We start from the raw sequence: 22,308 nt of genomic DNA, 5'->3' as shown, positions 1-22,308 counted from the left end.
TGCGAGCGAAGCGGCCGGCAGCTTGGGAGGAGGTCTGGAGTTGATGTGTGTTTTACGCCGCGCGCATAAGTTTTGAGGCGGCGGTTTCGGCTTTGCTTTGTGCCGCGCGGCGCGCGCGTGCGGCAAGTTCGCCATGCCTGGCGGAACGCCGCGCGGCGCCGGCTCTGGCTCAATTTGCGCGCGTGGCTTACAATAGCGGCGTGTATTGATTTTTCGCGGCTTTGAAAGGGGCGTTAGGATGATAGAGATTTCAAAGCGGCGCTATGCCGTCGTTGCGGAGATGATAGATGTGTGGGAGGGCGCGGGCGTCGTGGACGCCGAGACGGCGCGGCGGCTGCGCGGCAGTGTGTCGCCGCTTCCGTTCGACTGGCGGCGCACGGCGCGCTGGCTGCTCGTTCTCGCGCTCTGCTGTTTTGCCGTTGGAATCGCGGCGCTGCTTCAGACGGAGTGGCTCGTCGCGCTTATACGGCGTGTTTTCGGGAGCGCGCCTCTCGTGAAGTGCGTCTTTTTCGCCGCGCTTGCGGCTGTTTTTTACGCGGCGGCGTACCGGCGGCGGCTGCGCAGGCCGGAGCGCGTTTTTACGAACGAGGCTGTGCTGATGCTCGGCGTGCTGTCTACGGCTTCGTCGATAGCGTGGCTAGGCGTCGCGCTCGGCGGCGAGGACGGGCATTTTTCTCTGCTGCTGGCGCTGGCGGCTGCGGTTTACGCGGTTATCGCCGTCGCCATGGGCTCATCGCTCGTCTGGATTTTCGCGCTTTTTTCGCTCGGGAGCTGGCTCGGTGCGGAGACGGGGTATGTTTCCGGCTGGGGCGCTTATTGGCTTGGGATGAATTACCCGGCGCGGTTCGCGCTTTACGGCGTCGCGCTCGTAGCTGCGCAGTGTTTTATGGAGCGTTCGCCGCGTTTAGCCTGTTTTCGTCGCCAGACGCTTTCAGTTGGGCTTTTGTTCCTTTTCGTCAGTTTGTGGATGATGTCGATTTTCGGGAATAACGGGCTGGCGGACGGGAGCTGGCGTCAGACAGGACGCGCGGAGCTTTTTCTCTGGTGCGCCGTTTTCGCGGCGGCGGCGGGCGTTTCGCTGTGGCTCGGCATCAGGAGCGACGACATGATGCTGCGCGGCTACGGCGCGGTTTTTCTCGCCGTCAACGTCTATACGCGCTTTTTTGAGAATTTCTGGAACGCTATGAACAAGGGGCTTTTCTTCCTTATTTTGGGGGCGAGCCTGTGGCTTCTCGGCTCGAAGGCGGAGCGTATATGGAACGCCGCGCGGCGTGGGCGAGGGTCGGACGGCGCGGAGGACGGCCGAGATGATTAAATTCCGAGCGATATGCGTATTCATCGCGGCGCTGGCGGCGTCGGCGATTTTTGCCGGCGCGTGTTTCGCTGCGGAGGGCGGCGCCGAGATATGGCTCGACGTTTCAAAGGGAGAACATCTCCTGCGCGTCATGTCCGGCGGCGGCGTAGTGGAGAGTTTCGGAATAGCGGTGGGGAAGAACAAAGGCCAAAAGGAGCGCGTAGGCGATATGCGGACGCCGGAGGGGAGCTTCACGGTCGAGCAGATCCAGGACGCATCGTGGTGGAGCCACGATTTCGGCGACGGCAGGGGAGAGATAAAGGGTGCGTACGGCCCGTGGTTCATCCGGCTTGCGACCGGCTGGCGCGGTATCGGTATCCACGGCACGCACGACCCGGCCTCTATAGGGACGGACGCGACGGAGGGCTGCATCCGCCTCACGAATGCCGACGTCGCGAAGCTGAAGGAGAAATATATAAAAATAGGGATGCGCGTCGTGATAAGGCCGTAGCCTTGCGCGCGGCGTCAGTTCTGAGGTTCCGCGTGTTCCTGGGCAAACATGAAAGGGCGCGCATCGGTCGCTGCGTTTTGCCTGTACAGGAGATTTGCGGAGTGGTATAGGTTTTATGCAGAACGGACTGATTATAAACACATCCCCGCGTCCGAGGCTCCGGGCGCGGGGATGTGTTTTTCGGGGATTTCGTAAAATTTCGGTGCTACGCCATCGTGATGACTGTTCCGGCTCCGTTTTCGAGCGCGTCTTTGGCCTTCGCGAGCGAGGTGATTATCGCCTTTTTGCCGGGGAAACGGCGCGCGAACTTTATCGCCGCCATTACCTTCGGCTCCATGCTGCCGGCGCCGAACTGTTTTTCTTCCATGTACTTTATGGCCTCGGCGACGGTTATGTGCGAGAGCGCGCGCTGGTCGGGCTTGCCGAAGTTGACGTAGACGTTCTCGACCTCGGTGAGGATGAGCAGAATGTCTGTCTCCATGTCCTCGGCGAGGCGCTCCGCCGCGAGGTCCTTGTCTATGACCGCTGCGACTCCGGTCAGCGAGCCGTCCATGTTCTCAACGACGGGGATGCCGCCGCCGCCCGCCGTGACGACTATCGTCGTGTCCCAGAGGCGTTTGACGGAGTCGAGCTCGACTATGCGCTTGGGTTTCGGCGACGGGACGACGCGCCGCCAGCCGCGGCCAGAGTCCTCCTTCATCGTCCAGCCCTTTTCCTCCGCCATTTTCTTCGCATCCTCGGCGTTGTAGAAGCGTCCGATCGGCTTCGTCGGCTTTTCAAAGGCCGGGTCGTCGGCATCCACTATTACCTGAGTCACGATGGTGACGACCGGGACGTTGCGGTTCCTGTTGCGGAGCGCGTCGCGCAGGCTCTGCTGTATCTGGTAGCCGATGTAGCCCTCGGTCATAGCGCCGCAGCAGTCGAATGGGATCGCCGGAAGCTGGTCGGGCTGCTCCGCCGCCGCTATCTCCTGCTGGAGCACGAGGCGTCCGACCTGTGGGCCGTTGCCGTGGACGACGGCCATCTCATAGCCGCTGCAGCTGATGTCCGCTAGGTTCTCGCAGGTTTTCTTGACGACCTTGAGCTGCTCCTCCGCGGTCGGAGGCGTGCCTGCCTCCATCAGCGCGTTGCCGCCGAGCGCTATTACTACCTTAGTAGCCTTTCCGTCTCTCTCCGCATTTACCGAATGTGGTACCATCATCGCAGCGCACTCCTTCGTTATAGAAATTTTCAGATAGAGTATATGAGTTCCGTCCCGATATTATAAACCAAACAGCGCATTAAGTTCAATATAAAATTCACGCCGCCGCGGATTTTTGCGATTTTTGCAGAATAAACGGCTGACCCGCGCTTCACACAGAAACCGTGGGCTTATGTATGGTTCACATTTTTTTATAGAAACGGAGCTAAACTATGCCGAGCGCGTAAGCCCAAGCCGGAATAGAAATTATGCCGAGAAGAGTCGTCGCTGCTACGAGGTCCGCAGCGTAGTCTCCGTCCATGCCCATGCCCTTGGCGATTATGAAGCAGTTGACGGCGCATGGCATCGAGCTGAGCATGACCGTGACGCGCGCGAGGTCTCCGGAAATCCCGAAGGCTGTGAGCGCACCCCACATAATCAGAGGATTAAGAATGAGCTTTATCAGAATGTCGAACCATGTGCGACGCATGATTTCTATAACACGATGCGCTTCTGGTATATCAAGCGTGCCGCCTAGAGCCAGCAGCGCTACCGCCGTCGCGGCTCCTGAGACAAGCTTCATTGTTTCGTCAAAGACAAAATGTACCGGCACAGAAAGCAGGGCAGCTCCGATGCCTGCGACGCAGGAAACGAGCATAGGATTCGTTAATAGCTTGCGCGCTATGCCAGCAAGGTTTGCCGCCGTTATCCTTCCAGTCACGGCTACCTCGCCTCCACCGATAGAATAAATTTGGTAGAAAGCCATGCTCACGGCGATATACACAGATGCAAGATGTAGCCCTGCCTCGCCCATCGCGAGCTGGATGACGGGGAAGCCGAGGTATATGTTGTTCGAGCGGAAGTCGGAGAGCACGGAGACTGCGACGCGGCGCATGTCTCCCTGGTGAGCGAAGCGCGCGGCCCCCAGCCACGCCGCGGCTAAGGTGGCTACATAACATATGTTGACAGCGATAAGTAAATTAGGCTGCGAAAGAACCTCCGTCCCTGAAATATATGTCGTGCGGAAAAGCAGCATCGGAAGGATAACCCAATACAGCGTCTTAGAAAGCGCCGCGACGTCGCCGTCGCTGTAGAAGCCGCGTCTCCTCAGTATGTTGCCCAGCGCTATAATGATGACCAGCGGCATCACGAGAAAGAATCCGAACATCGCGTCTTTCCTTTCTTCCTTTGATAAAGTACCATTATAGCGCAGATTACGGGGCGCGCCCCGGTCTGCGGGAGGTCGTGCCATGAAATTCAAATTAAACAAATTAGCGTTTTTCCTGCTCGCGGCGATAGCTTCGCTGGCGCTCTTTCTCTCTCCGTCCGAGGCGGCGAAGGCCGCTCAGCTCCGGTACTACGCTCTCGACGTCGGGCAGGGGGATTGCTCGCTGTTCGTGCTGCCTGGCGGGGAGACGATAGTCTTCGACGCGGGAACGCGCAAGAATGCGAAGAAGACCGTGAATTATCTCAAATCGTGCGGCGTGCGCAAAATCGACCTGCTCGTCGCGACTCATCCGCACGAGGACCACATCGGAGGGATGAAGGAGCTTCTCGCGAAGATTCCGGTAAAAAAGATATGGGACTCCGGCTACAACCACGGCTCTAAGATCCAGCGCGATTTCTATCAGACGATAAAAGATAAGAAAATTCCGTTCGGGCGGCCGAAACGCGGTTATTCGACGAAGATGGGCGGCGTGAAGCTCGACGTGTTAGCCCCGGCGAAGACGCTCAAGGGGACCGACAGCGACGCGAACAACAACGGGCTGATCGTTCTCGTAACATACGGCGAGGTCTCGTTCCTTATGATGGGCGACGCGCAGAAGGAGGAACAGGAGACGATAGCGCCCATGCCGCGCGCGGCTGTGCTTAAGGCCGCCCACCACGGCGCGCGCAACGGGACGGACGCCGTTCTTCTGCGCGAGGTCTCGCCGGATATAATCATACTCAGCTACGCGCGCGGCAACAGCTACGGACACCCGCACAAAGAGGTCGTGAGCGCTGTGCGCAAAGCCGGAATACTGCGCTTCGACACGGCGGACGGCCCGGTCAAGCTGCGCACCGACGGAAAAAGCGTTACGTTCGAGAGAAAGAGAGTGGTCAAATGAGTTCGCATAAAGAGCTTAAACTTTTCATAGACGCGGTGGATTCCGGCGTCGCGCGGCTGATGCTGCTCGACGGCGCGGTGTTCGAGTTTCCCGCGGCGCTGCTGCCCGAGGGGGCGCGCGAGGGCGACGGCGTGACGATGCGCCTCTCGCTCGAGCCGGGAAACGATTACAAGGACGACATCGACGCGCTGCTCGATTCGCTAGGCGACTCGCTCTAGCGTGCGGAAGGGAGATTTCGCAATGTCGGGTACATCGTCGAGATACCGCAAAAATTACCCCGTGTCGTGGGAGCAGCTTCAGCGCGACTGCCGCGCGCTTGCGTGGAAGCTGCTGGACGTGCGCTCAGACTGGAGCCGCATCGTCGCGGTCGCGCGCGGCGGCCTCGTCCCCGCCGCCGTCATAGCGCGCGAGCTGAACATACGGCTCGTGGATACGGTCTGCATTTCAAGCTACACGATGCGCGACCAGGCCGCGTCGGCTGATATTCTGAAACGTCCCGACCTGGCGCATGTGGACGAAACGTGGCTCGTGATAGACGACCTCGTGGACACGGGCAAGACGGCGAAGATAGTCCGCGGAATGTTCGGAGCGGCGCACTTCGCGACCGTCTACGCGAAACCGGCCGGCCGCGCGCTCGTAGACAGCTTCATCACCGAGGTCAGCCAGGACACGTGGGTTCTCTTCCCCTGGGACGCGGCGGCCGCGGCTGACTTCGTGCCGCCCATCGCGGACATCAGGCGCGAAATGCCGCGCGATTAGCGCAGAACGATGAAAATACGTGAAGCCGCGCCGCGCGACATTCCGCAGATAATGCGGCTCTACCGTCAGATAATAGCGCGCCTTTACGAACTTGCGCCGCTCTACCGCACGAACGAGGAACAGGACGAAAGTTTTATAAAAGATACTATAACTTCCGACAAATCCGATATTCTGATAGCCGAAGAGGAGGGCGCGGCTCTCGGCTTCGCTCTGCTCCAGAGCCGCGAGTCCGCGAAACTAGCGGGCGTCGCGCAAAGGCGTTACGCCTTCCTCATGGACATATGCGTAGACGAAAAGCTGCGCGGGCGCGGCGTAGGAAGCGCGTTGCTCGCGGCCTGCGAAGAGTGGGCGCGCGGGCGCGGGCTCGAATACATGGAGCTGAACGTGCTCGAGGCCAACGCCGCCGCGCGCCGCCTCTACGAACGCGCGGGCTACGCGAAGACCGTCTCCGTCATGCGCCGCGAGCTTGAAGCGAATGGCGGCGGCAAATCAGGACGATGACACGCGCACGCTTCCTTTCACGCCCGGACCACATAAGCCGCCTGTACGGGGGAATTTCCCAGACGCCCCGTGCAGGCGGCCCGAATCGTCCGGGAGTGATAAGTTTTGGAAAGAACCAGAGAATACCGCAGAAGACAGCGGCGGCGCGTTATCAAAAGAAAGATTTCCATACTCAGGCGCGTCGGCGGAGAAGAATATGTAAACGCATGGACGCGCGGCAGGCCGGGACGGCTCGCCAAGGGAAAGATACACTGCTCATGCCATCTTTGTAGGACGAAATCCTGCGATTTTCTTCCGCACCGCGAGATGAAGCAGGCGGAATCCGCGCGCTGTGAAATATCGGAGACGCTATGTGAAACTCAATAAACCGGCGCGCGCAGCATAAGCGGCGATGACGCCGGCCGCGCGTGGATATCCGGCGAAACGCGCCGCCCGGATTCCGCGCGCGTGAACTTTCCGTGCCCGCGTATTCCGCGCCTGTTAAAAAAGTGTTAAAATCGGCAATATTGCTTAGCTCGTGATAACGGCGGGGAGATGGACTGATTGCAGCGCAATACGAAGTATAAGTATCTGATGTCGCTCGGGCACTTTTGCTCGGATATAAATCAGGGGGCGCTCTCCGCCGTGCTTCCGTTCCTCATTGCGGCCTACGGCTACAGCTACGCGACGGCGGCCTCGCTCGTCATGATATCGAACCTGGTCGGCTCGGCCGTACAGCCGCTCATCGGCTACGTCTCCGACAAGCGCAACACCGCGTGGGCCATCCCTATAGGCATGCTTATGGCCGGCGGCGGCATCGCGCTGACCGGCTTCACCTCGAGCTTCTTCGGGCTGTGCTGCGCCGTCGTCCTAAGCGGCACAGGCGTCTCGCTCTTCCACCCGCAGGCCGTGAAATTTGTAAACTACGCTTCCGGTCAGCACGACAAAGCCCGCAGCATCGGCATTTTCTCATTCGGCGGCAGCCTCGGCTTCTCGCTTGGGCCGCTGATAGTCTCGACCGCGATACTGACATTCGGGATGCGCGGCACCGGCGTGTTCCTCGTGATGGAGATAATCGCATGCGCGCTCTTCTTCTCGCAGTACGGCAGCCTGACGGAGCTCGGTGCGAGCAGGGGCAGGGCCTCCTCGGGCGCCGCGGCGCGCGGAGCGGACGACTGGGGAGCCTTCGCGCGCCTCTGTCTCGTGATATTCGGACGCTCGATAATGATGTGCGGCATGAATACCTTCCTGGCGCTCTACTGGATACACGAGCTGGGCCAGACGGAATCTGCGGGCAGCGCTGCGCTCAGCGTATACTACGCTATGGGCGCGGCCTGCACTCTGATCGGCGGCAGGCTCGCCGACCGCTTCGGCTGCCGCAGGATGATACGGCTGAGCCTCTCCGTCTACATCCCGGCGATACTGCTGCTCGCCTCGACGCGCAGCGTATATCTCGCGGGCGCGCTCATGCTTCCGATAGTCGCATCTCTCTACTTCTCATACAGCCCGATGGTCGTCCTCGGGCAGCAGTATCTTCCGAACCACGTCGGCTTCGCTTCCGGCGTGACGCTCGGGCTTGCGATAAGCATCGGCGGGCTGACGGTGCCGCTGCTCGGGATGCTCGCCGACAGCTTCGGGCTTAGGGCTTCGTTCTTCGCTATGGCGGCGGTCGCCATTATACCGCTGATAGGCTCTTTCTTTCTCCGCCCGGCGCGCGGCGCGGAATCGGAATAAAAACGCCGCGGAGCTGCGCCGGCATCTCGCTGTTTTCAACGGCGGCCCGAAAAGCGCCGTCCGCCGTGTACGCGCCGCGCTGTTTTCTTCGTTTGTGCGCCTATTGTATGCGTAAGCCGGAGCCGGATAATTTCACCTTGCCATTACGTGCAATCCGTTTGACACTCGTTAGCCTAGAATATATAGTAGTACACAGATAGAGCGCTATCCGCCGTATGTTTTGAAGCGGCCCGGTTGTTCGCATTTTTTGAGTTATTACGATTTTATTTTCAGAATAGGAGGTTAACGGGGAAATGCCTAACGAGGGAAGCGCGTCGCCGAAGGAACGGGTAAATATCGTTTACAGGCCGGCTACAGGCGACGTCCAGGAAGATATCGAGCTGCCTCTTAAGCTGATGGTGCTGGGGGATTTCACTCTGCGCAAGGACGACACTATGCTTGAGGACCGCAAGCCGATCAGCGTTGATAAGGATAATTTTGACAAGGTGATGCAGAGCCAGGGGCTCTCGCTGCAGCTTCAGGTGCCGAACAAGCTCGGCGACGACCCCGACGCGACGCTGTCAGCCGACCTTAAATTCAAAACGCTGAAGGACTTCGGCCCCGACGCCATAGTCGAGATGGTGCCCGAGCTCGCGAAGCTGATGCAGCTGCGCGAGGCGCTGAAGGCTCTCAAGGGGCCGCTGTCGAACGTCCCCAATTTCCGCAAGAAGCTTCAGGACCTTGTAAACGACGAAAAGGCCCGCGACGCTTTGCTGCAGGAGCTCGGCATAGACGGAGAGGAGGAGAAGTAGGATGGCCGAAGAACAGAAGGAAACTATGCCGCAGCAGGCCGAGGCCCCTGCTTCGAGCCTGCTTGACGAAATCATAGAGGCGTCCAAGATCAAGCCCACCGACGAGGGATACGAGGTTACGCGCGCCGGGCTCCAGGAGTTCATCAAGGAGATAGCCTCGAGCGGCGCCGCCCCGAAGGTGAGCGGAGCGCTCGTTGACGCGATGATCGTCGAGCTCGACAAGAAGCTCTCCGACCAGGTCAACGAGATCATGCACAACAGCCGGTTCCGCGAGCTCGAGTCCTCGTGGCGCTCGCTTAAGTTCCTTGTAGACAACGTCGATTTCCGCCAGAACACCAAGGTCGAGATACTCAACGTCTCGAAGCAGGATCTTATCGACGACTTCGAGGATTCGCCCGAGGTCGTCAAGTCCGGCCTCTATAAGCACATCTACACCGCCGAGTTCGGCCAGTTCGGAGGACAGCCGGTCGGCGCGGTAGTCTCAAATTACACTTTCGGACCGGGACCGCAGGACATAGAGCTGCTGCGCAACGTGGCGAGCGTCTCCGCGATGTCGCACGTGCCGTTCCTCGGCGCGGCGGGCAAGGAGTTTTTCGGCATCGACTCGTGGGACCAGCTTCCGAACCTCAAGGACCTTCACTCCATATTCGAGATGCCGCAGTACGCGAAGTGGCGCTCGCTGCGCGAGAACGAGGACAGCCGCTATCTCGGACTGACGCTTCCGCGCTTCCTGCTCCGCCTGCCCTACGGCGAGAACACGACGCCAGCCAAGAATTTCAATTTTACCGAGACCGTTGACGGCAACGAGGACTTCTGCTGGGGCAACACCTCCTTCGCGCTGGCCTCGCGCATGGCGGACAGCTTCGCGAAGTACCGCTGGTGCAGCAACATCATCGGCCCGCAGAGCGGAGGAGCGGTCGAGAACCTTCCGCTCTACCAGTTCGAGCAGATGGGCGAGATACAGACGAAAATACCGACCGAGGTCCTCATCTCAGAGCGCCGCGAATACGAGCTCGCTGAGGAAGGCTTCATAGCCCTGACAATGCGCAAAGGCTCCGACAACGCGGCATTCTTCTCGGCGAACTCCGTGCTGCGCCCTAAGGTCTTCCCGAACACGCCGGAGGGCAAGGAGGCCGAGATGAATTACAAGCTCTCGACTCAGCTCCCGTACATGATGATAATGAACCGTCTGGCCCACTACATCAAGGTCATCCAGCGCGAGAACATCGGCGGCTGGAAAGAGCGCGCCGACATCGAGCGCGAGCTCAACACATGGATAAGCCAGTACGTCACGGAGATGGACAACCCAGACGCCATCACGCGCAGCAAGCGCCCGCTGCGCATGGCGAAGGTGCAGGTCAGCGACGTGCCCGGAGATCCGGGCTGGTATTCCGTCAATCTGCTCGTCCGCCCGCACTTCAAGTACATGGGCGCGAACTTCACGCTCTCCCTCGTCGGGAAGCTGGACAAGCAATAAGCGCTGCCTTTACCTAACGGCGATAATCACATAGAAAAGGAGATACTGGAATGGCACTTACAGCGTATATGAAATTAAAGGGAAAAAGCCAGGGCGACATCAAGGGCGACTGTGAGCAGGGCGGCGACAAGAAGGACTCGATCCTCGTCTACGCCACCGAGCACAAGGTGGAGATACCGAAGGACACCCACACCGGACTGCCGACCGGTCAGAGGATACACCATCCTTATAAGATAACGATGGCGAAGAGCCAGGCTTCGCCGAAGCTCTACAAGGCCTGCTGCACCGGCGAGCAGCTCGACGTCACGGTAGACTACTACCGCATCAAGCCGGACGGCACCGAAGAAAAATACTTCACCGTCAAAATGGAGAACGCCATCGTAGTCGAGATGGACCAGCTCACGCCGCTCACCTTCCTGCCGGAGAGCAAGCCCTATCACGACATGGAGGACGTGCAGTTCACCTACTCCAAGATTACGTGGACGTACAACGACGGAAACATCGAATACACCGACGACTGGAAAGCCTAGTCCGGCCCGGTAACGCGCCAAGTCGAGAGACAGAGAGGGGCAGAGCGCATCTGTCCTCCTCTGTCTCTGTCGTACCGGCGCTCTGAAAAATTCCGCGCCGCCGCGCGCGGCAAAAGGAGGAACTTATGTCCACAGGAGTAGATATTGCCTCTCTTTTTGAAAAATGCAACGACTTTCTCACGCTCGCGCTCAACAACGCCGCCGGAAACGCCGTAAGGCGCGGCCACTACGAGGTTGCGATAGAGCATCTGCTGCTGGCCTGCATGGCGGAGCCGCAGAGCGACATCCCGATGGCGCTCGAGACCTTCGGCGCCGACGCGGCGGAGGCTCAGCGCGCGCTGAACGCCGCCGTAGACGGCTTCAGGAGCGGCAACGGCGGACGGCCTGTATTCTCGCCGCTGCTCATCGAGCTTATGGAGGCTGCGTGGCTCGTCGCATCGGTAGACCTCAAGCTGAGCCGCATACGCTCCGGCGCTCTGCTGCTCGCCTTCCTGCGCAAGCCCGCCGTCTACGCGCAGGGCGATTATACGCAAGCCTTCTCCGCGGTCAGCCGCGAGAACCTTCTCAAGAACTTCGCCAAGATAGCGGACGGCTCCAAGGAGACTTCAATGACGCTGCCCGAGGCTCCGGCCTCGAAGGCCGCGGCGGGCGGAGACGCCGAGAGCTTTATCGCGAAATTCTGCGAGGATTTCACGGCGAAGGCCAAAGCCGGGAAGATAGACCCCGTATTCGGGCGCGACGCGGAAATCCGCCAGATGGTGGACATCCTTGCGCGCCGCCGCAAGAACAACCCGATACTCGTCGGCGAGCCGGGTGTCGGAAAGACTGCTGTGCTCGAGGGGCTCGCGCTCCGTATCGTGCAGGGCGACGTGCCAGACGCGATAAAGGGCTCGACCCTGCTCTCGCTCGACATGGGGCTGCTCGAGGCCGGCGCGAGCGTCAAGGGAGAATTCGAGCGCCGTCTCAAAGGCGTGCTCGACGAGATAAAGGCGAGCGAGAAGCCGATAATACTGTTCATAGACGAGGCGCACATGCTCGTCGGCGCGGGCGGGCAGGCCGGCGGCTCCGACGCCGCGAACCTGATGAAACCGGCGCTCGCGCGCGGCGAGATAAAGACTTGCGCCGCGACGACGTGGAAGGAATACAAAAAATATTTTGAGAAGGACGCGGCTCTCGCGAGACGTTTCCAGCTCGTCAAGCTCGACGAGCCGTCGCCGCGCACGGCCGCGCTGATACTGCGCGGGATACGCGCGAGCTACGAGAAGGCCCACGGCGTCCTGATACGCGACGACGCGATAGAAGCGGCTGCGAACCTCTCCGCGCGCTACATCAGCGGGCGCTTCCTGCCCGACAAGGCGATAGACCTGCTCGACACCGCCTGCGCGCGCGTCAAGGTCAGCCTGTCGTCGAAGCCCGCTCCGCTCGAAGATACGGAGCGCGCGCGCCAGGCCGCGGAGCGCGAGCTCGACGGGCTGAAACGCGACATCATGAACGGAGCCGAAGTAGACGAAAAGCGCGTCGCGGAGCTTGAAAAGGAGATAGAAGAAGCGAAGGCCGGGGAAGAGCGCCTCCGCGCACGCTGGGAAGAGGAAAAGAACGCGGCGGACGAATTCATCGCGCGCCGCGGCGAGATGCTGGCTGCCGCGAAGCTCGCCGAAAAGCCTGAAAACGCCGGAGAAGGCGCGGAAGCGCCGGAGACCGAGGCGGCAGGAGCCGGCGGCGCGGAGGCCGAGCGCATCCGCCTCGACTTCGAGCGTGCGAAGGAAAAATACGAAGCGCTGCACGAGCAGGGACGGCTCATACACGTCGAGGTCACGGGCGAGGTCGTCGCTCAGGTCGTCTCCGACTGGACCGGCATCCCCGCGGGGCGCATGGCGAGCCGTCAGGCCGCCGTCGCGCAGGAGCTCGACAAGCTGCTCGGCGAGCGCATCAAGGGGCAGGACGCGGCGCTGCGCGTGATAGCCAAGACGATACAGGCCTCGACCGCCGGCCTCATGTCTCCGGACAGGCCGCTCGGCGTATTCCTGCTCGCCGGCCCCTCGGGCGTCGGAAAGACGGAGACGGGGCTCGCGCTCGCCGAGATACTCTTCGGCGACAGCCGCAGCGTCGTCACGATAAACATGAGCGAATTCCAGGAGAAGCACACCGTGTCGCGTCTCATAGGCTCGCCGCCGGGCTACGTCGGCTACGGCGAGGGCGGCATGCTCACCGAGGCAGTGCGCCGCAGGCCCTACTCGGTCGTCCTGCTCGACGAGTGTGAGAAGGCGCATATCGACGTGATGAATCTCTTCTATCAGGTCTTCGACAAGGGCACGCTCACCGACGGCGAGGGCAAGGAGGTCAGCTTCAGGAACACCATCATCATGCTGACCTCGAACCTCGCCTCCGAGACCATCCAGAGCCTCACGGCGGGCGGCGGCGAGATAGACGAAGAGGCGCTCGTGCAGGCGGTGCGCCCCGAGCTTTCGCGCCATTTCCGTCCCGCGCTGCTGGCGCGCATGACCGTCGTTCCATTCCGCAGCCTGAACGAAGAGGCTATGAAGCGCATCGCCGAGGCGAAGCTCGCCTCGGTCGTCAAACGCCTCAAGGCCAACAACGGCGTCGAGCTTACGGTAGCGCCCGAGGTGACTGAGCTTATCGTATCGCGCTGCACTGAAACCGAGACGGGCGCGCGCAGCATCGAGACGATACTCGCCGGCTCCGTGCTGCCCAAGCTCGCGCACCGTATGCTCGAGCGCATGTCCGGCGGAGAGATGCCGCCGCACGCCGAGCTCTACGTCGGCGAGGACGGCTCGTTCGCGCTGCGTTTCCACGACGAACCCGCCGAAGAAGAGGCGGAGGCTCCGTGCGCCGGGGAAACGCCGCACGAGCCGGAAGCGGAGGAACAGGAATAGCCGCGGCAAAACCGCAGCGGCGCGGCGGATACAGTTGCCGGCCGGCAAACAAAAACGGCCGGCTCCATCGCCGCGCCGCGCGCCCTCCGCGCGGACGGGCGCTGAAGATTTCCGCGGCTCGCCGCTGCGGGCGTGAATTGACGATAAGAGCCGCCGTGTTCTTATAGCGACTAAACTTTACAAGAAAGACGTATCTCTCGTCATTTCACGCCACGACGCGGCGTCCGGCGGTTTGTGTTCACCGAGGCATCACGCATTTGAAGCTGCAGGATTCCGCGTCAAGCGCGGCATGACGAAGAGAGCCGCCGTATTCTTAAATAGTTGAATAACTATAAACAGCCGAAATAGTATAAAACGACGGCCCCGAGTGCGAAGCGCGTGGCCGTTTAGTATATTTATAGTCAATTAACTTGATTACGAAAATCGGAGATTTCGTCACCCCGCGCTCGACGTTGGGCCCAGCGGCTTTTATAATCATTTCACTTATGAAGGAGAACAAAGGTTTGTCATGCCGGACTTGCCCTGGCATCCAGTGGCTCCAAATCCCGCGGCTTTTAGTTTCCATACGCCGCGATGTTTGACGACGCTCGCCGCCGGGGTCGGCCCTGCCATGCTGAAAGCGATACTCTCTGCTGAAAGTCAAATAATTATAATCATTATTTATAGCTATTTAATCAACAAAGAGAATCAGCTGCTTTCGTCGTCATTCCGCGCTTGACGCGGAATCCCGCGGCTTTAAACCTCCGGCAAGCCGGCGATGTTTAACAACGCCGGATGCTGGGGCAAGTCCGGCATGACGAATTAAAGTTATTCTCCATAAGTTAAATAACTACAAATGATTATATAAGCCAAGGCCGGAGGTTTCCCTCCGGCTTTGGCTTTGTTGTGTGTTTGTTCCCTAAAGGGCTATTTCTTTCTGCGCATGACTATCGGGATGAACGCGAGCAGGGCAAGCGCTCCGAATCCCGCGCTGCATCCGCCGCCGCCACCGCCGCCGGAGTGCTGCGGCTGCTCCGGCGTCGGGGGTGGTGTGTCAGGCGTGTCCGTTTCCGCCGCGCTGACCGTTACGGAGCACTGCGCCGTGTGCGCGCCGTCGTCGGATGTTGCGGTTACGGTCGCCGTGCCCGCGCTTACCGCCCTAAGCGTAGCCGCGCCTTTTTCGGCGGCCGGCGTCACAGTCACGACGCTTTCATTCGAACTGCTCCACGTCACGCCCTTTTCCGTAGCGTCGCCGGGCGTGTAGGTCACGTTTATCGTCTGCGTGTCGCCCGCCTTCATCTGGACGGAGGCGGGGAGCGATATGCCTTCGAGCGCCACGTTGCTGACGGTGACGGTGAACGAGACGTTCTTCAAGACGACCTTTTTAGTCTCCGCGGTCACGTCGCCGCTCGTAACATCGCCGCTAGTAATGTCTCCGCTCGTCACATCACCGCCGGATTCGCCGCCCGCGAGGCTGGAAAAGTCCGTGGCCTCGGCCTCGGCGCTCAGCGTCACAGTTGCCGTGCCCTCTCTGACGCCCGTCAGCACGAGCGTGCCGTATTCGCCCTCGCTCACCGCGACTATCGTGTCGTCCGACGAGCTGAAATCCGTGATGTTTATCGTCCCGTTGTCGCCCGGCAGAGCGCTGACGGTAATCGTCTCGTCCGCGCCGACGTACATCGTGTTGGAAGAAATCGAGGCCGATAGCGCAACTACGGCGCTGTCCAGCTCCACGTCTTTGACGACGGTCACGCCTTCATTGGTAGGGTTAGGGTCTTCTCTTGTACCGCCGGGGTTCGCGTATTCGGGAGAATTTTCCGTTTTGTTCCACGCACAGTCCGACGAACTGCCCTCTGTCGCTATAAGTCCTCCAGCTAACTGATTGGATTCATTCGGCGCCGACGCCGATATTGTCCCGGTGCCGCTCATAACGCACTCCGTAGCGTTGCCTGCCCCGGTTATGCCGGCGGCGCAGGCGTTCTTGTTGCTTGCCTCTGTTGACGATGCAATGTCTCCCGTTCCTATGTTTATGCAGTTCTCGACTCCCAAGTCACTCCGTCCGGCGATGCCTCCAGCGTATGAGTTCCACACGGTCGCGTTTGCTTCGATATCGCCAGAACCGCTCATAACGCAGTTCGTAACCGGCTGTTTTTGGGCGTACCCGACTATGCCGCCGACGTAGGGAGAGCTACCGGCGCTGCCCGTAATGTCACCAGAGCCGCTGTTGGTGCAGTTCTGCACTCCTGCATAGGCAGAGCCTGCAATGCCGCCGGTGTATGCGTTGCAGTTACTTGTGTAGGTGCCGTCGAAATTTGAATTTGCTTCGATATTGCCGGAGCCACTATATGAGCAGTTTGTTACCGGAGAGTCATCGTCAGCATACCCGACAATGCCTCCGGCATAGGCATAAACCTTACTAGAAGAGGTAGAAATGCCGGTTACATTTCCGGCTCCGCTGTTGACGCAGTTATCTACGCTATAGAACGCATATCCGATAACGCCGCCTGCCACGCCCCTGCCAGGCGAGTTGGTAACGATATTGCCAGAGCCGCTCTTTACGCAGTCTATAATAGAAGCCTTCTCTCCGCTCATGCCGATGATTCCGCCTACTGCGGACTGGTTTCCCGCTGTCATTGTTATGCTGATGTCCCCTGCGCTTTCGTTGGAGCATCCTATCAGCGCGACGCCGTCCGTGTCTGCGTGCCCGACAATGCCGCCTGCGTAGGTTCTGTCGACTGAATTGACGGTTACGGAGCTTTCCTCATTGCCGTAGAAAGAGCAGTTTTCTATCAGAGACTGGCCGGTCTGGAGATAACCTGCTATGCCGCCGACGCAGAGCGCGATGCCTGTAGTTTCTTCGTTAATGCTGACAGTTCCGCTTGCTCTGAGATTCCTGATAGTCCCTGAGACAAAGCCGAATAATCCTGACGCGCGCGGCGTGTACCCACTAACATCGCTGTTGTTTTCATAGCCGCGTACTTCGACGTGCGCCGTCACGGTGTACCCCGTAACGCTGTGACCGTTTCCGTCGAATATTCCCTCGTAGCCGTTGGGCGTCGCGTCGGTGCCCTGTCCTATCGGCGTCCACGATTCATAGCCGGAGAGGTCGATGTCAGCCGTCAATTTCGCGTTGATGTCCGGCGCGGCAGCGTCGGCGCTCGTCGCGTTCACCGCGTCGCGGAACCACGCTAGATCCTCTGGCGTGGCGAGCAGATAGTAGACGGCGCCGTCTGTCGTCTCGGTCGCCGGTTCGGCCCACGACTTCGACGCGCAGGTCAATGTTGCCAGTGAGAAAAGAAATACGAATAGCAGAAGGGATGAAAAGAATTTTGCTAAACTAAAATTTCGTTTAGCGGGGGGGGGACAATCGATAGTTCAGTTATGAACGCCGGTTCATTGTTCATGGTACATTTTCCTCCTTCACGGCTGCGCCGCAGATTAAAGTCTTGATTATTATAGCATCTATAAGCGTCGTTAAGGTAATTTTTGATATGTTCATAGCGCATTTATGACTATTATTAACGCCGGACGCACCCATACGCGCGGGCGGACGCCGAAAATCCCCCGCGCAAGCCCGCCGCTTGGCTATACGGCGCGAGCTCCGTCTCGTCGGGCGCGCGCCGTATAGCCATTCAATTTATGAAGAAGAACTTTGATTTGTCATGCCGGGCTCGCCCCGGCGTCCGGCGGCTTCAAATACCGCGGCGTATCGGAAGTAAAAACCGCTGGGCCCCGCGTTAGGCGCGGGGTGACGAAATCACTGATTTTTGTAATCAAGTTAATTGACTATAAACGGCTAAACGTCAGCTTTCGCGGACGGCGCGCGGCGTCAAAGCGCGGAATGACAAGATATTGCGGCCTCGCCCGCATAGTTGAACGGCGATAAGCGAATCAATGCCGCGCGGCGGATTTATGGGATTTCGTCCGCGCGCGGACAAAGAGCGCCGGGGCGCTCGTTTTACCCTTGCAGGCCGCCGTTCCGTCCGTCCGCGCGGATTCCGGCTCGCGTATGCCTCGCGTTTCAGAGGGGCGGCGCCTCCGCGGCGCGGCGGAAATTTTTTAACGGCCGACCCGCGTCCGGCGGTCTCAGCTCCATCCGAGCACGGCGGAGGGTTTTATCGCGGCTATCCTTTCGCGCAGTCTTTCCGCTCCCTCCGCGTCGCCGGAGAGGTCGAGAGCGCGGCAGACCGCCGTCATCGTTTCGACCGCGAGCTCGGGTTCGAGCCTCGCGAGCCCGCTTTCCTCCAACTCGCGGGTCAGAGCGCGCGCGAGCGCCGCGGCGGCCTTCGTCTCGCGCTGCGAGCAGAGTATGCGCAGCTCTTCGGCGCGCAGTCTGGCGTTGGCGGCGGCGGATGAACCATGCGCATCCTCGAGCGTTTTCAGCGCGCCGGCGGCGTCGCCGCCGGCGAGCAGCTCCCTCGCCTCGGCGACGGCTGTTCCTGTTTTATCTAAGGCGACGCCGCCGGCGGGGCCGGCTTCGTCTCCGCCGCGCGTTATTTCGTCGAGCCACGCGCGCGCCGCCGGCGCGGCGAATGGCGTGCCGCCGTCGTAGCTGAGCTTCGCGAGCCCCGGCAGACGCTCCATGAGGGCCGCCGTCTCGCTCCTCACGCGCGCGCGCGCCGCGGCGAAGGCGGGGCCGAGCCTGCCCAGCGCCTCGTCAGCCATGCGCTGCAGGTCTATATACAGCGGATAAGAGGGGAACAGGTCGTCGGCCGCGAGGGCGGCCTTGAGCCAGTTCTGCCCCGAGAGCAGCCTTTCGACGGCTCCGATCCTCTCCATGTCCGGCGCTGGGATCATCGTCTGCCCCGAGCCGTCGGCTGGCGGCAGCGCGGCTATCCTGCCCCAGAGCGCGACGCGCGGGAGCTGCCACGCAAGATGGTTCGCCGGATCCTCCGCGCGGAGCGCCGAGGCGTATGCGCGCGCGGCCTCGACGAATGCGGCCTGCGCCGCCGCCGTGTCGCCTGGCTGCGCGGGTACGGGCGCGGCGGCCGGAGGCTGAGGCGCGGGCGTCGCGAGCGGCGGTTCCGGCTCGCGCTGCGGAGCGGTCTGCGGTTCCTCTCTGTTCTCGGGCTGCGCTGGGGCGGGCGGAGCCGCCGGCTCCGGCTTTTCCTCTGGGAGCAGCGGGAGAGCGCGTATCGCCTCGGCTATGTCGCGCAGAGGGCGCGCCTCCTCCATCAGGGTCCCGGCGAGCCCGTCGAGCTCAAGCACCGCGCTGCGCGCGTCCTCCGCGAGTTCCGCGCTCACGGGCGGCTGCCCGTCCTTCTTCAGCAGCTCGAGCGTACGCTCGTGCCACCAGTCGTAGGCGTTCTGGCGGCGGCGCAGCTTCGCCTTCGGCGGGAAGGCGTCGTCCCAGAAGTTTTCGAACAGGCCGTGGAGCAGCCTCGCGCCGTCGAGCAGCCCCTGCGTCCCTTCGGTGTACTGAAGAGCCACCGCCATGTATGCGGCGGCCTGGATGTCTTTGGATTTGTGGGCGAGTATCTCGGCGGCGTTGTCCGCGACGGCCTGCCATGATATCGGCTCGCTCCGGCTGACGGATGAGAGCTTGGCTATCTCCGCCGTCATCGCTTCGTATTCGGGTTCGTATTTGGCGTCCGCGCCTGCCGGCGAGCTTTCGCTGACGGGCGACGCCGCGAGCGCTGTTATGTCCATTTCAGTGTCCTCTTGAGTTTTTTGCGCCGTCCGCGGCGCGCTGCGCGCCGCTGCGGCCGGTAAAATTATATTACGGACGGCCCGCTTCGTTTGTCAAGCGCACTGAGGGACAGTTTACGCCTTTATGTCGAGCCGTTGTAATTTGCAATTTGATAAACCTTGTGTATAATTTAGAAATGACAGATTAGTTTTAACGACGCTTCATGTGTTTTTGGGAGTTTTGCAGATTTATCAGGGAAAGAGGCGGCCGTGAACAAGTACTTTCAGGAACAGTTGAGAATGCTGCACGAGGGCGCCCGCGAGTTTGCACGAAAATATCCCGCCGTCGCCCCCATGCTGCTGGAGCAGGGCGGAGATCCGGACGCCGAGCGCATACTCGAGGGGACGGCGTACCTGTGCGCGAAGATACACGAGCGTCTCGACCAGACCGCGCCGGAGCTCATACAGACGCTGCTGCGCGAGGTCTTCCCGGAGTCGGTGATGCCGGTGCCGTCGATGGCGGTCATGCGCTTCTCACTCAGCCCCGGCTTTACGGAGCCGCTCGCCGTTCCGCGCGGCACGCAGCTCGCATCGCGTCCGATAGGCGGCGTCTCGTGCCTTTACAGCACGATGTGGGATCTCGACGTGCTGCCGCTCGAGGTCGCTTCGACAGAAAGCGAGACGCGCAGCGACATGTCGGGGGAGGTGACCGTGACGCTGCGCGCGGCCGCGCCGCTTGAGAGGTTTCTGCCAGACAGTTTGGACTTCCATCTCGTCGGCTCCTACGCGCAGGCCTCGCAGCGCCTTCTCGCGCTGCTGACGCGGCTCGAGTCCGTGTCTGTCGCCTCCGGCGCTTCATCCGTCAGCCTCCCGGCTTCCGCTCTTTCCATAAAGCGCCCTCCGCTTGAGGATCTGCGCCTACCGCAGAGACGCGCGGCCAACCGCTCCTATATGTCGCTGGTGCGCTATTTCTGCTGTCCCGACCATCTCACGGCCTTCAGCCTGTCCGGGCTGAAACGGCTTCCGCTCGCGGAATCTTCGCGGGAGCTGCGCGTAACCTTCCGCTTCGGCCCGTCGGTCGCGCCTCTGCCGGCCTTCTCCGACGGATCGTTCGCGGTCAACACGGTATCGGCCTGCAATATTTTCAGCGTGCATTCCGAACCGATACAGGTAGACTTCACACAGGAGGAATACCGCATATATCCGCACGTCAAGGAGCGTCAGTACGTCGATATACTCGGCGTTACGGACGTCGCAGCCGTGCGCCGCGGAGGAAGGGCCGAACGCTGCCGGCCCTACGGGCTCTACGGCGAGTCGCGCGGCGGAATGCTTTACAGCGTCAGATACACGATGCCGGAGGACGGGGCCGTATCGGAATATTATCTCTCCATGCCGCGCCGTCCCGATTCGACGGACGGCTTCGACGAGCGGGTGGTGTCAATGGAGCTGATATGCTGCAACCGCGGCATTCCGAACAGGCTGCTTCAGGGCGACATCTGCCGGCCGACCGACAGCTCGCCGTCGAAGGCTTCGTTCGAGAACGTGACGGCTCCCTCTGCTACTCTTTCGCCGCCCACAGACGAGAGCCTGCAGTGGCGCTTCCTCGCCCAGATGAACGCCAACCTGCTGCCCGTGGCCTCAGCCGAGGCCCTTCGGCAGACTCTCTCGCTCTACGCGCCGCGTTCCGGCGACGCGCCGGAGCTCGCCGTCGCGTGCGCGAAGCGCTGCCAGTCCGTGCGCTCCTTTTCGTCGTGCGGCGAGGAGCGGCTCTTCCGCGGACGGATGCTGCGCGGGCGGCGTCTCGACCTTGAACTTGATCCGGCCGGCTTCGTGTCGGACGGCGATCTTTGGCTTTTCGCGGACTCGCTCGACCAGTTCCTCGCCGAGTTCGCGGCGATGAATACATATACAAGGCTCGTGCTCACGGTCTCCGGCGCCGGCGAACGATGGGAATGGACTCCGAGGCTAGGAACCAGACGGCTGATTTAGAACGCCGGCTTATGACCGAGCCGCAGCGCTTCACGATGTACCAGGCGCTGTGGCTGATCGGAGCGCTCAACGCTGATACGGCGGAGGGGATAGACCTCTTCCTCCGCAGGAATCTGCGCGTCGTGCCGTGGCTTTCACTCGCCTTCCCGCCCTCCGAGGTCGTCTCGGTCGAGCGCAGGGAAGGGCGCAGCGGGGGCGTGTTCCGCGTAACGGTGCCCTATTACGGGCTTTACAGCACGATGGGGTCGCTCCCGACCTTCTACACCGAGGAGCTGCTGGACGAGGCGCGCGACGACGAGAGCGTGACGCGCGACTTCCTCGATATACTCAACAATCATCTTTATCATCTGCTTTACGCGGCGAACCGCCACGGCGACATCCCGAGGCGCACGGTGGAGAGCGCGTCGCGTTCGGCGGAGTTCATACAGTACAGCCTGATGGGGCAGGCCGAGGACACGCTCCGCGACCCGGGGCTGCAGGCACTTGCGATAGTCGATCTTCTCGCGCAGAGGCCGCGTTCGGCGGTGCGCCTCGAGCGCTACATCGCATTCGTGCTCGGACGCGGCGACGTCGAGGTCGAGCAGTGCGTCGAGCGCCGCGCGCCTGTGCCGGATGGGCAGCGCTGCCTCCTCGGGCGCGGCGGCTGCACGCTCGGGGACGACGCAGTGCTCGGCTCGTCCGTCGCGGACTGCTCGGGCAGATTCCGCGTGCATCTTTGGAAAGCTGGGCCGCGCGACGCCGGGGAGTTCCTCCCGGGGCGCGCCGGATACGAGACGTTCCGCGACCGGGTGGACAGATATCTCGACTCGCCGCATGAGTTCGACCTCGTGCTGCATCCGGACGGCGGGACGCCGCCGCCCGCGGCGCTCGGAGCCGGCGCGAGGCTCGGATTTTATCTCGGCTCCGAGGCCGTGCAGCCGGTGAAGATATCGTGGAAGAAATGACGGTTTTATC

At 61.2% G+C, this 22,308-nt stretch carries 18 protein-coding genes; 14 read left to right on the top strand and 4 right to left on the bottom strand.

The window, feature by feature from the left end; translation table 11 throughout:
• Positions 1 to 238: 238 nt before the first annotated feature.
• Both B5F39_RS06710 and B5F39_RS06705 read left to right on the top strand, forming a co-directional pair.
• On the top strand, positions 239 to 1,315 hold the full coding sequence (locus tag B5F39_RS06710) for a DUF2157 domain-containing protein (RefSeq protein WP_204245054.1): 1,077 nt from the start codon (positions 239 to 241) through the stop codon (positions 1,313 to 1,315).
• Positions 1,308 to 1,805 carry a L,D-transpeptidase gene (locus B5F39_RS06705; protein WP_087365228.1) on the top strand — a complete coding sequence of 166 codons (498 nt, stop codon included), beginning with the start codon at positions 1,308 to 1,310 and terminating at the stop codon, positions 1,803 to 1,805. The genes B5F39_RS06710 and B5F39_RS06705 overlap by 8 nt, the downstream gene beginning before the upstream one ends.
• Positions 1,806 to 2,010: 205 nt before the next feature.
• Here the strand turns inward: B5F39_RS06705 and arcC are convergent, their stop codons facing one another.
• Both arcC and B5F39_RS06695 read right to left on the bottom strand, forming a co-directional pair.
• Positions 2,011 to 3,006, bottom strand: a complete 996-nt coding sequence (arcC, locus tag B5F39_RS06700) for a carbamate kinase (RefSeq protein WP_239391148.1) — start codon at positions 3,004 to 3,006, stop codon at positions 2,011 to 2,013.
• Between the two features lie 205 nt (positions 3,007 to 3,211).
• Positions 3,212 to 4,153, bottom strand: a complete 942-nt coding sequence (locus tag B5F39_RS06695; protein WP_158095962.1) for an AEC family transporter — start codon at positions 4,151 to 4,153, stop codon at positions 3,212 to 3,214.
• An 82-nt stretch (positions 4,154 to 4,235) separates the two neighbouring features.
• Between B5F39_RS06695 and B5F39_RS06690 the strand changes: the two genes are divergently transcribed.
• From B5F39_RS06690 to tssH, 10 genes are all read left to right on the top strand, one after another.
• Positions 4,236 to 5,093, top strand: coding sequence for a ComEC/Rec2 family competence protein (locus B5F39_RS06690; RefSeq protein WP_087365223.1), 858 nt, complete (start codon positions 4,236 to 4,238; stop codon positions 5,091 to 5,093).
• Complete coding sequence (locus B5F39_RS06685) at positions 5,090 to 5,311, top strand: hypothetical protein (protein WP_087365221.1); 222 nt, start codon at positions 5,090 to 5,092, stop codon at positions 5,309 to 5,311. Before B5F39_RS06690 ends, B5F39_RS06685 begins: the two co-directional genes overlap by 4 nt.
• 22 nt (positions 5,312 to 5,333) lie before the next feature.
• On the top strand, positions 5,334 to 5,852 hold the full coding sequence (gene gpt / locus B5F39_RS06680) for a xanthine phosphoribosyltransferase (protein ID WP_087365219.1): 519 nt from the start codon (positions 5,334 to 5,336) through the stop codon (positions 5,850 to 5,852).
• Between the two features lie 9 nt (positions 5,853 to 5,861).
• Entirely contained in the window at positions 5,862 to 6,353 is a 492-nt protein-coding gene (locus B5F39_RS06675; protein WP_087365217.1) for a GNAT family N-acetyltransferase, read from the top strand.
• Positions 6,354 to 6,458: 105 nt separating this feature from the next.
• Entirely contained in the window at positions 6,459 to 6,719 is a 261-nt protein-coding gene (locus B5F39_RS06670) for a hypothetical protein (protein WP_087365215.1), read from the top strand.
• Positions 6,720 to 6,896: 177 nt separating this feature from the next.
• Positions 6,897 to 8,066 carry an MFS transporter gene (locus B5F39_RS06665; protein ID WP_087365213.1) on the top strand — a complete coding sequence of 390 codons (1,170 nt, stop codon included), beginning with the start codon at positions 6,897 to 6,899 and terminating at the stop codon, positions 8,064 to 8,066.
• A 293-nt stretch (positions 8,067 to 8,359) separates the two neighbouring features.
• A complete protein-coding gene (gene tssB / locus B5F39_RS06660; protein WP_087365211.1) occupies positions 8,360 to 8,857 on the top strand; it encodes a type VI secretion system contractile sheath small subunit in 498 nt (165 codons plus the stop codon).
• 25 nt (positions 8,858 to 8,882) lie between these two features.
• Positions 8,883 to 10,334 (top strand): type VI secretion system contractile sheath large subunit, encoded by a 1,452-nt coding sequence (gene tssC / locus B5F39_RS06655; protein WP_204245058.1) that lies wholly within the window; start codon positions 8,883 to 8,885, stop codon positions 10,332 to 10,334.
• Between the two features lie 50 nt (positions 10,335 to 10,384).
• Positions 10,385 to 10,864 (top strand): Hcp family type VI secretion system effector, encoded by a 480-nt coding sequence (locus B5F39_RS06650; RefSeq protein WP_087365207.1) that lies wholly within the window; start codon positions 10,385 to 10,387, stop codon positions 10,862 to 10,864.
• A 125-nt stretch (positions 10,865 to 10,989) separates the two neighbouring features.
• On the top strand, positions 10,990 to 13,758 hold the full coding sequence (gene tssH / locus B5F39_RS06645) for a type VI secretion system ATPase TssH (protein WP_087365205.1): 2,769 nt from the start codon (positions 10,990 to 10,992) through the stop codon (positions 13,756 to 13,758).
• Positions 13,759 to 14,664: 906 nt separating this feature from the next.
• Here the strand turns inward: tssH and B5F39_RS06635 are convergent.
• Together B5F39_RS06635 and tssA are read right to left on the bottom strand one after the other, a co-directional pair.
• Positions 14,665 to 17,016 carry an Ig-like domain-containing protein gene (locus B5F39_RS06635; protein ID WP_087365201.1) on the bottom strand — a complete coding sequence of 784 codons (2,352 nt, stop codon included), beginning with the start codon at positions 17,014 to 17,016 and terminating at the stop codon, positions 14,665 to 14,667.
• Positions 17,017 to 17,823: 807 nt separating this feature from the next.
• A complete protein-coding gene (gene tssA, locus B5F39_RS06630) occupies positions 17,824 to 19,386 on the bottom strand; it encodes a type VI secretion system protein TssA (RefSeq protein ID WP_087365199.1) in 1,563 nt (520 codons plus the stop codon).
• Positions 19,387 to 19,665: 279 nt separating this feature from the next.
• Here tssA and tssF point away from each other — a divergent pair, with 279 nt between their 5' ends.
• Both tssF and tssG read left to right on the top strand, forming a co-directional pair.
• Positions 19,666 to 21,354: a type VI secretion system baseplate subunit TssF gene (tssF, locus tag B5F39_RS06625; protein WP_087365197.1), complete on the top strand. Its 1,689-nt coding sequence runs from the start codon at positions 19,666 to 19,668 to the stop codon at positions 21,352 to 21,354.
• Positions 21,312 to 22,298: a type VI secretion system baseplate subunit TssG gene (gene tssG, locus B5F39_RS06620; RefSeq protein ID WP_087365195.1), complete on the top strand. Its 987-nt coding sequence runs from the start codon at positions 21,312 to 21,314 to the stop codon at positions 22,296 to 22,298. Before tssF ends, tssG begins: the two co-directional genes overlap by 43 nt.
• The last annotated feature ends 10 nt before the right edge of the window (positions 22,299 to 22,308 follow it).

It is taken from the genome of Cloacibacillus sp. An23 (genome assembly GCF_002159945.1).
GTDB lineage: Bacteria > Synergistota > Synergistia > Synergistales > Synergistaceae > Caccocola.
This window is presented reverse-complemented; position numbering and strand designations above follow the sequence as displayed.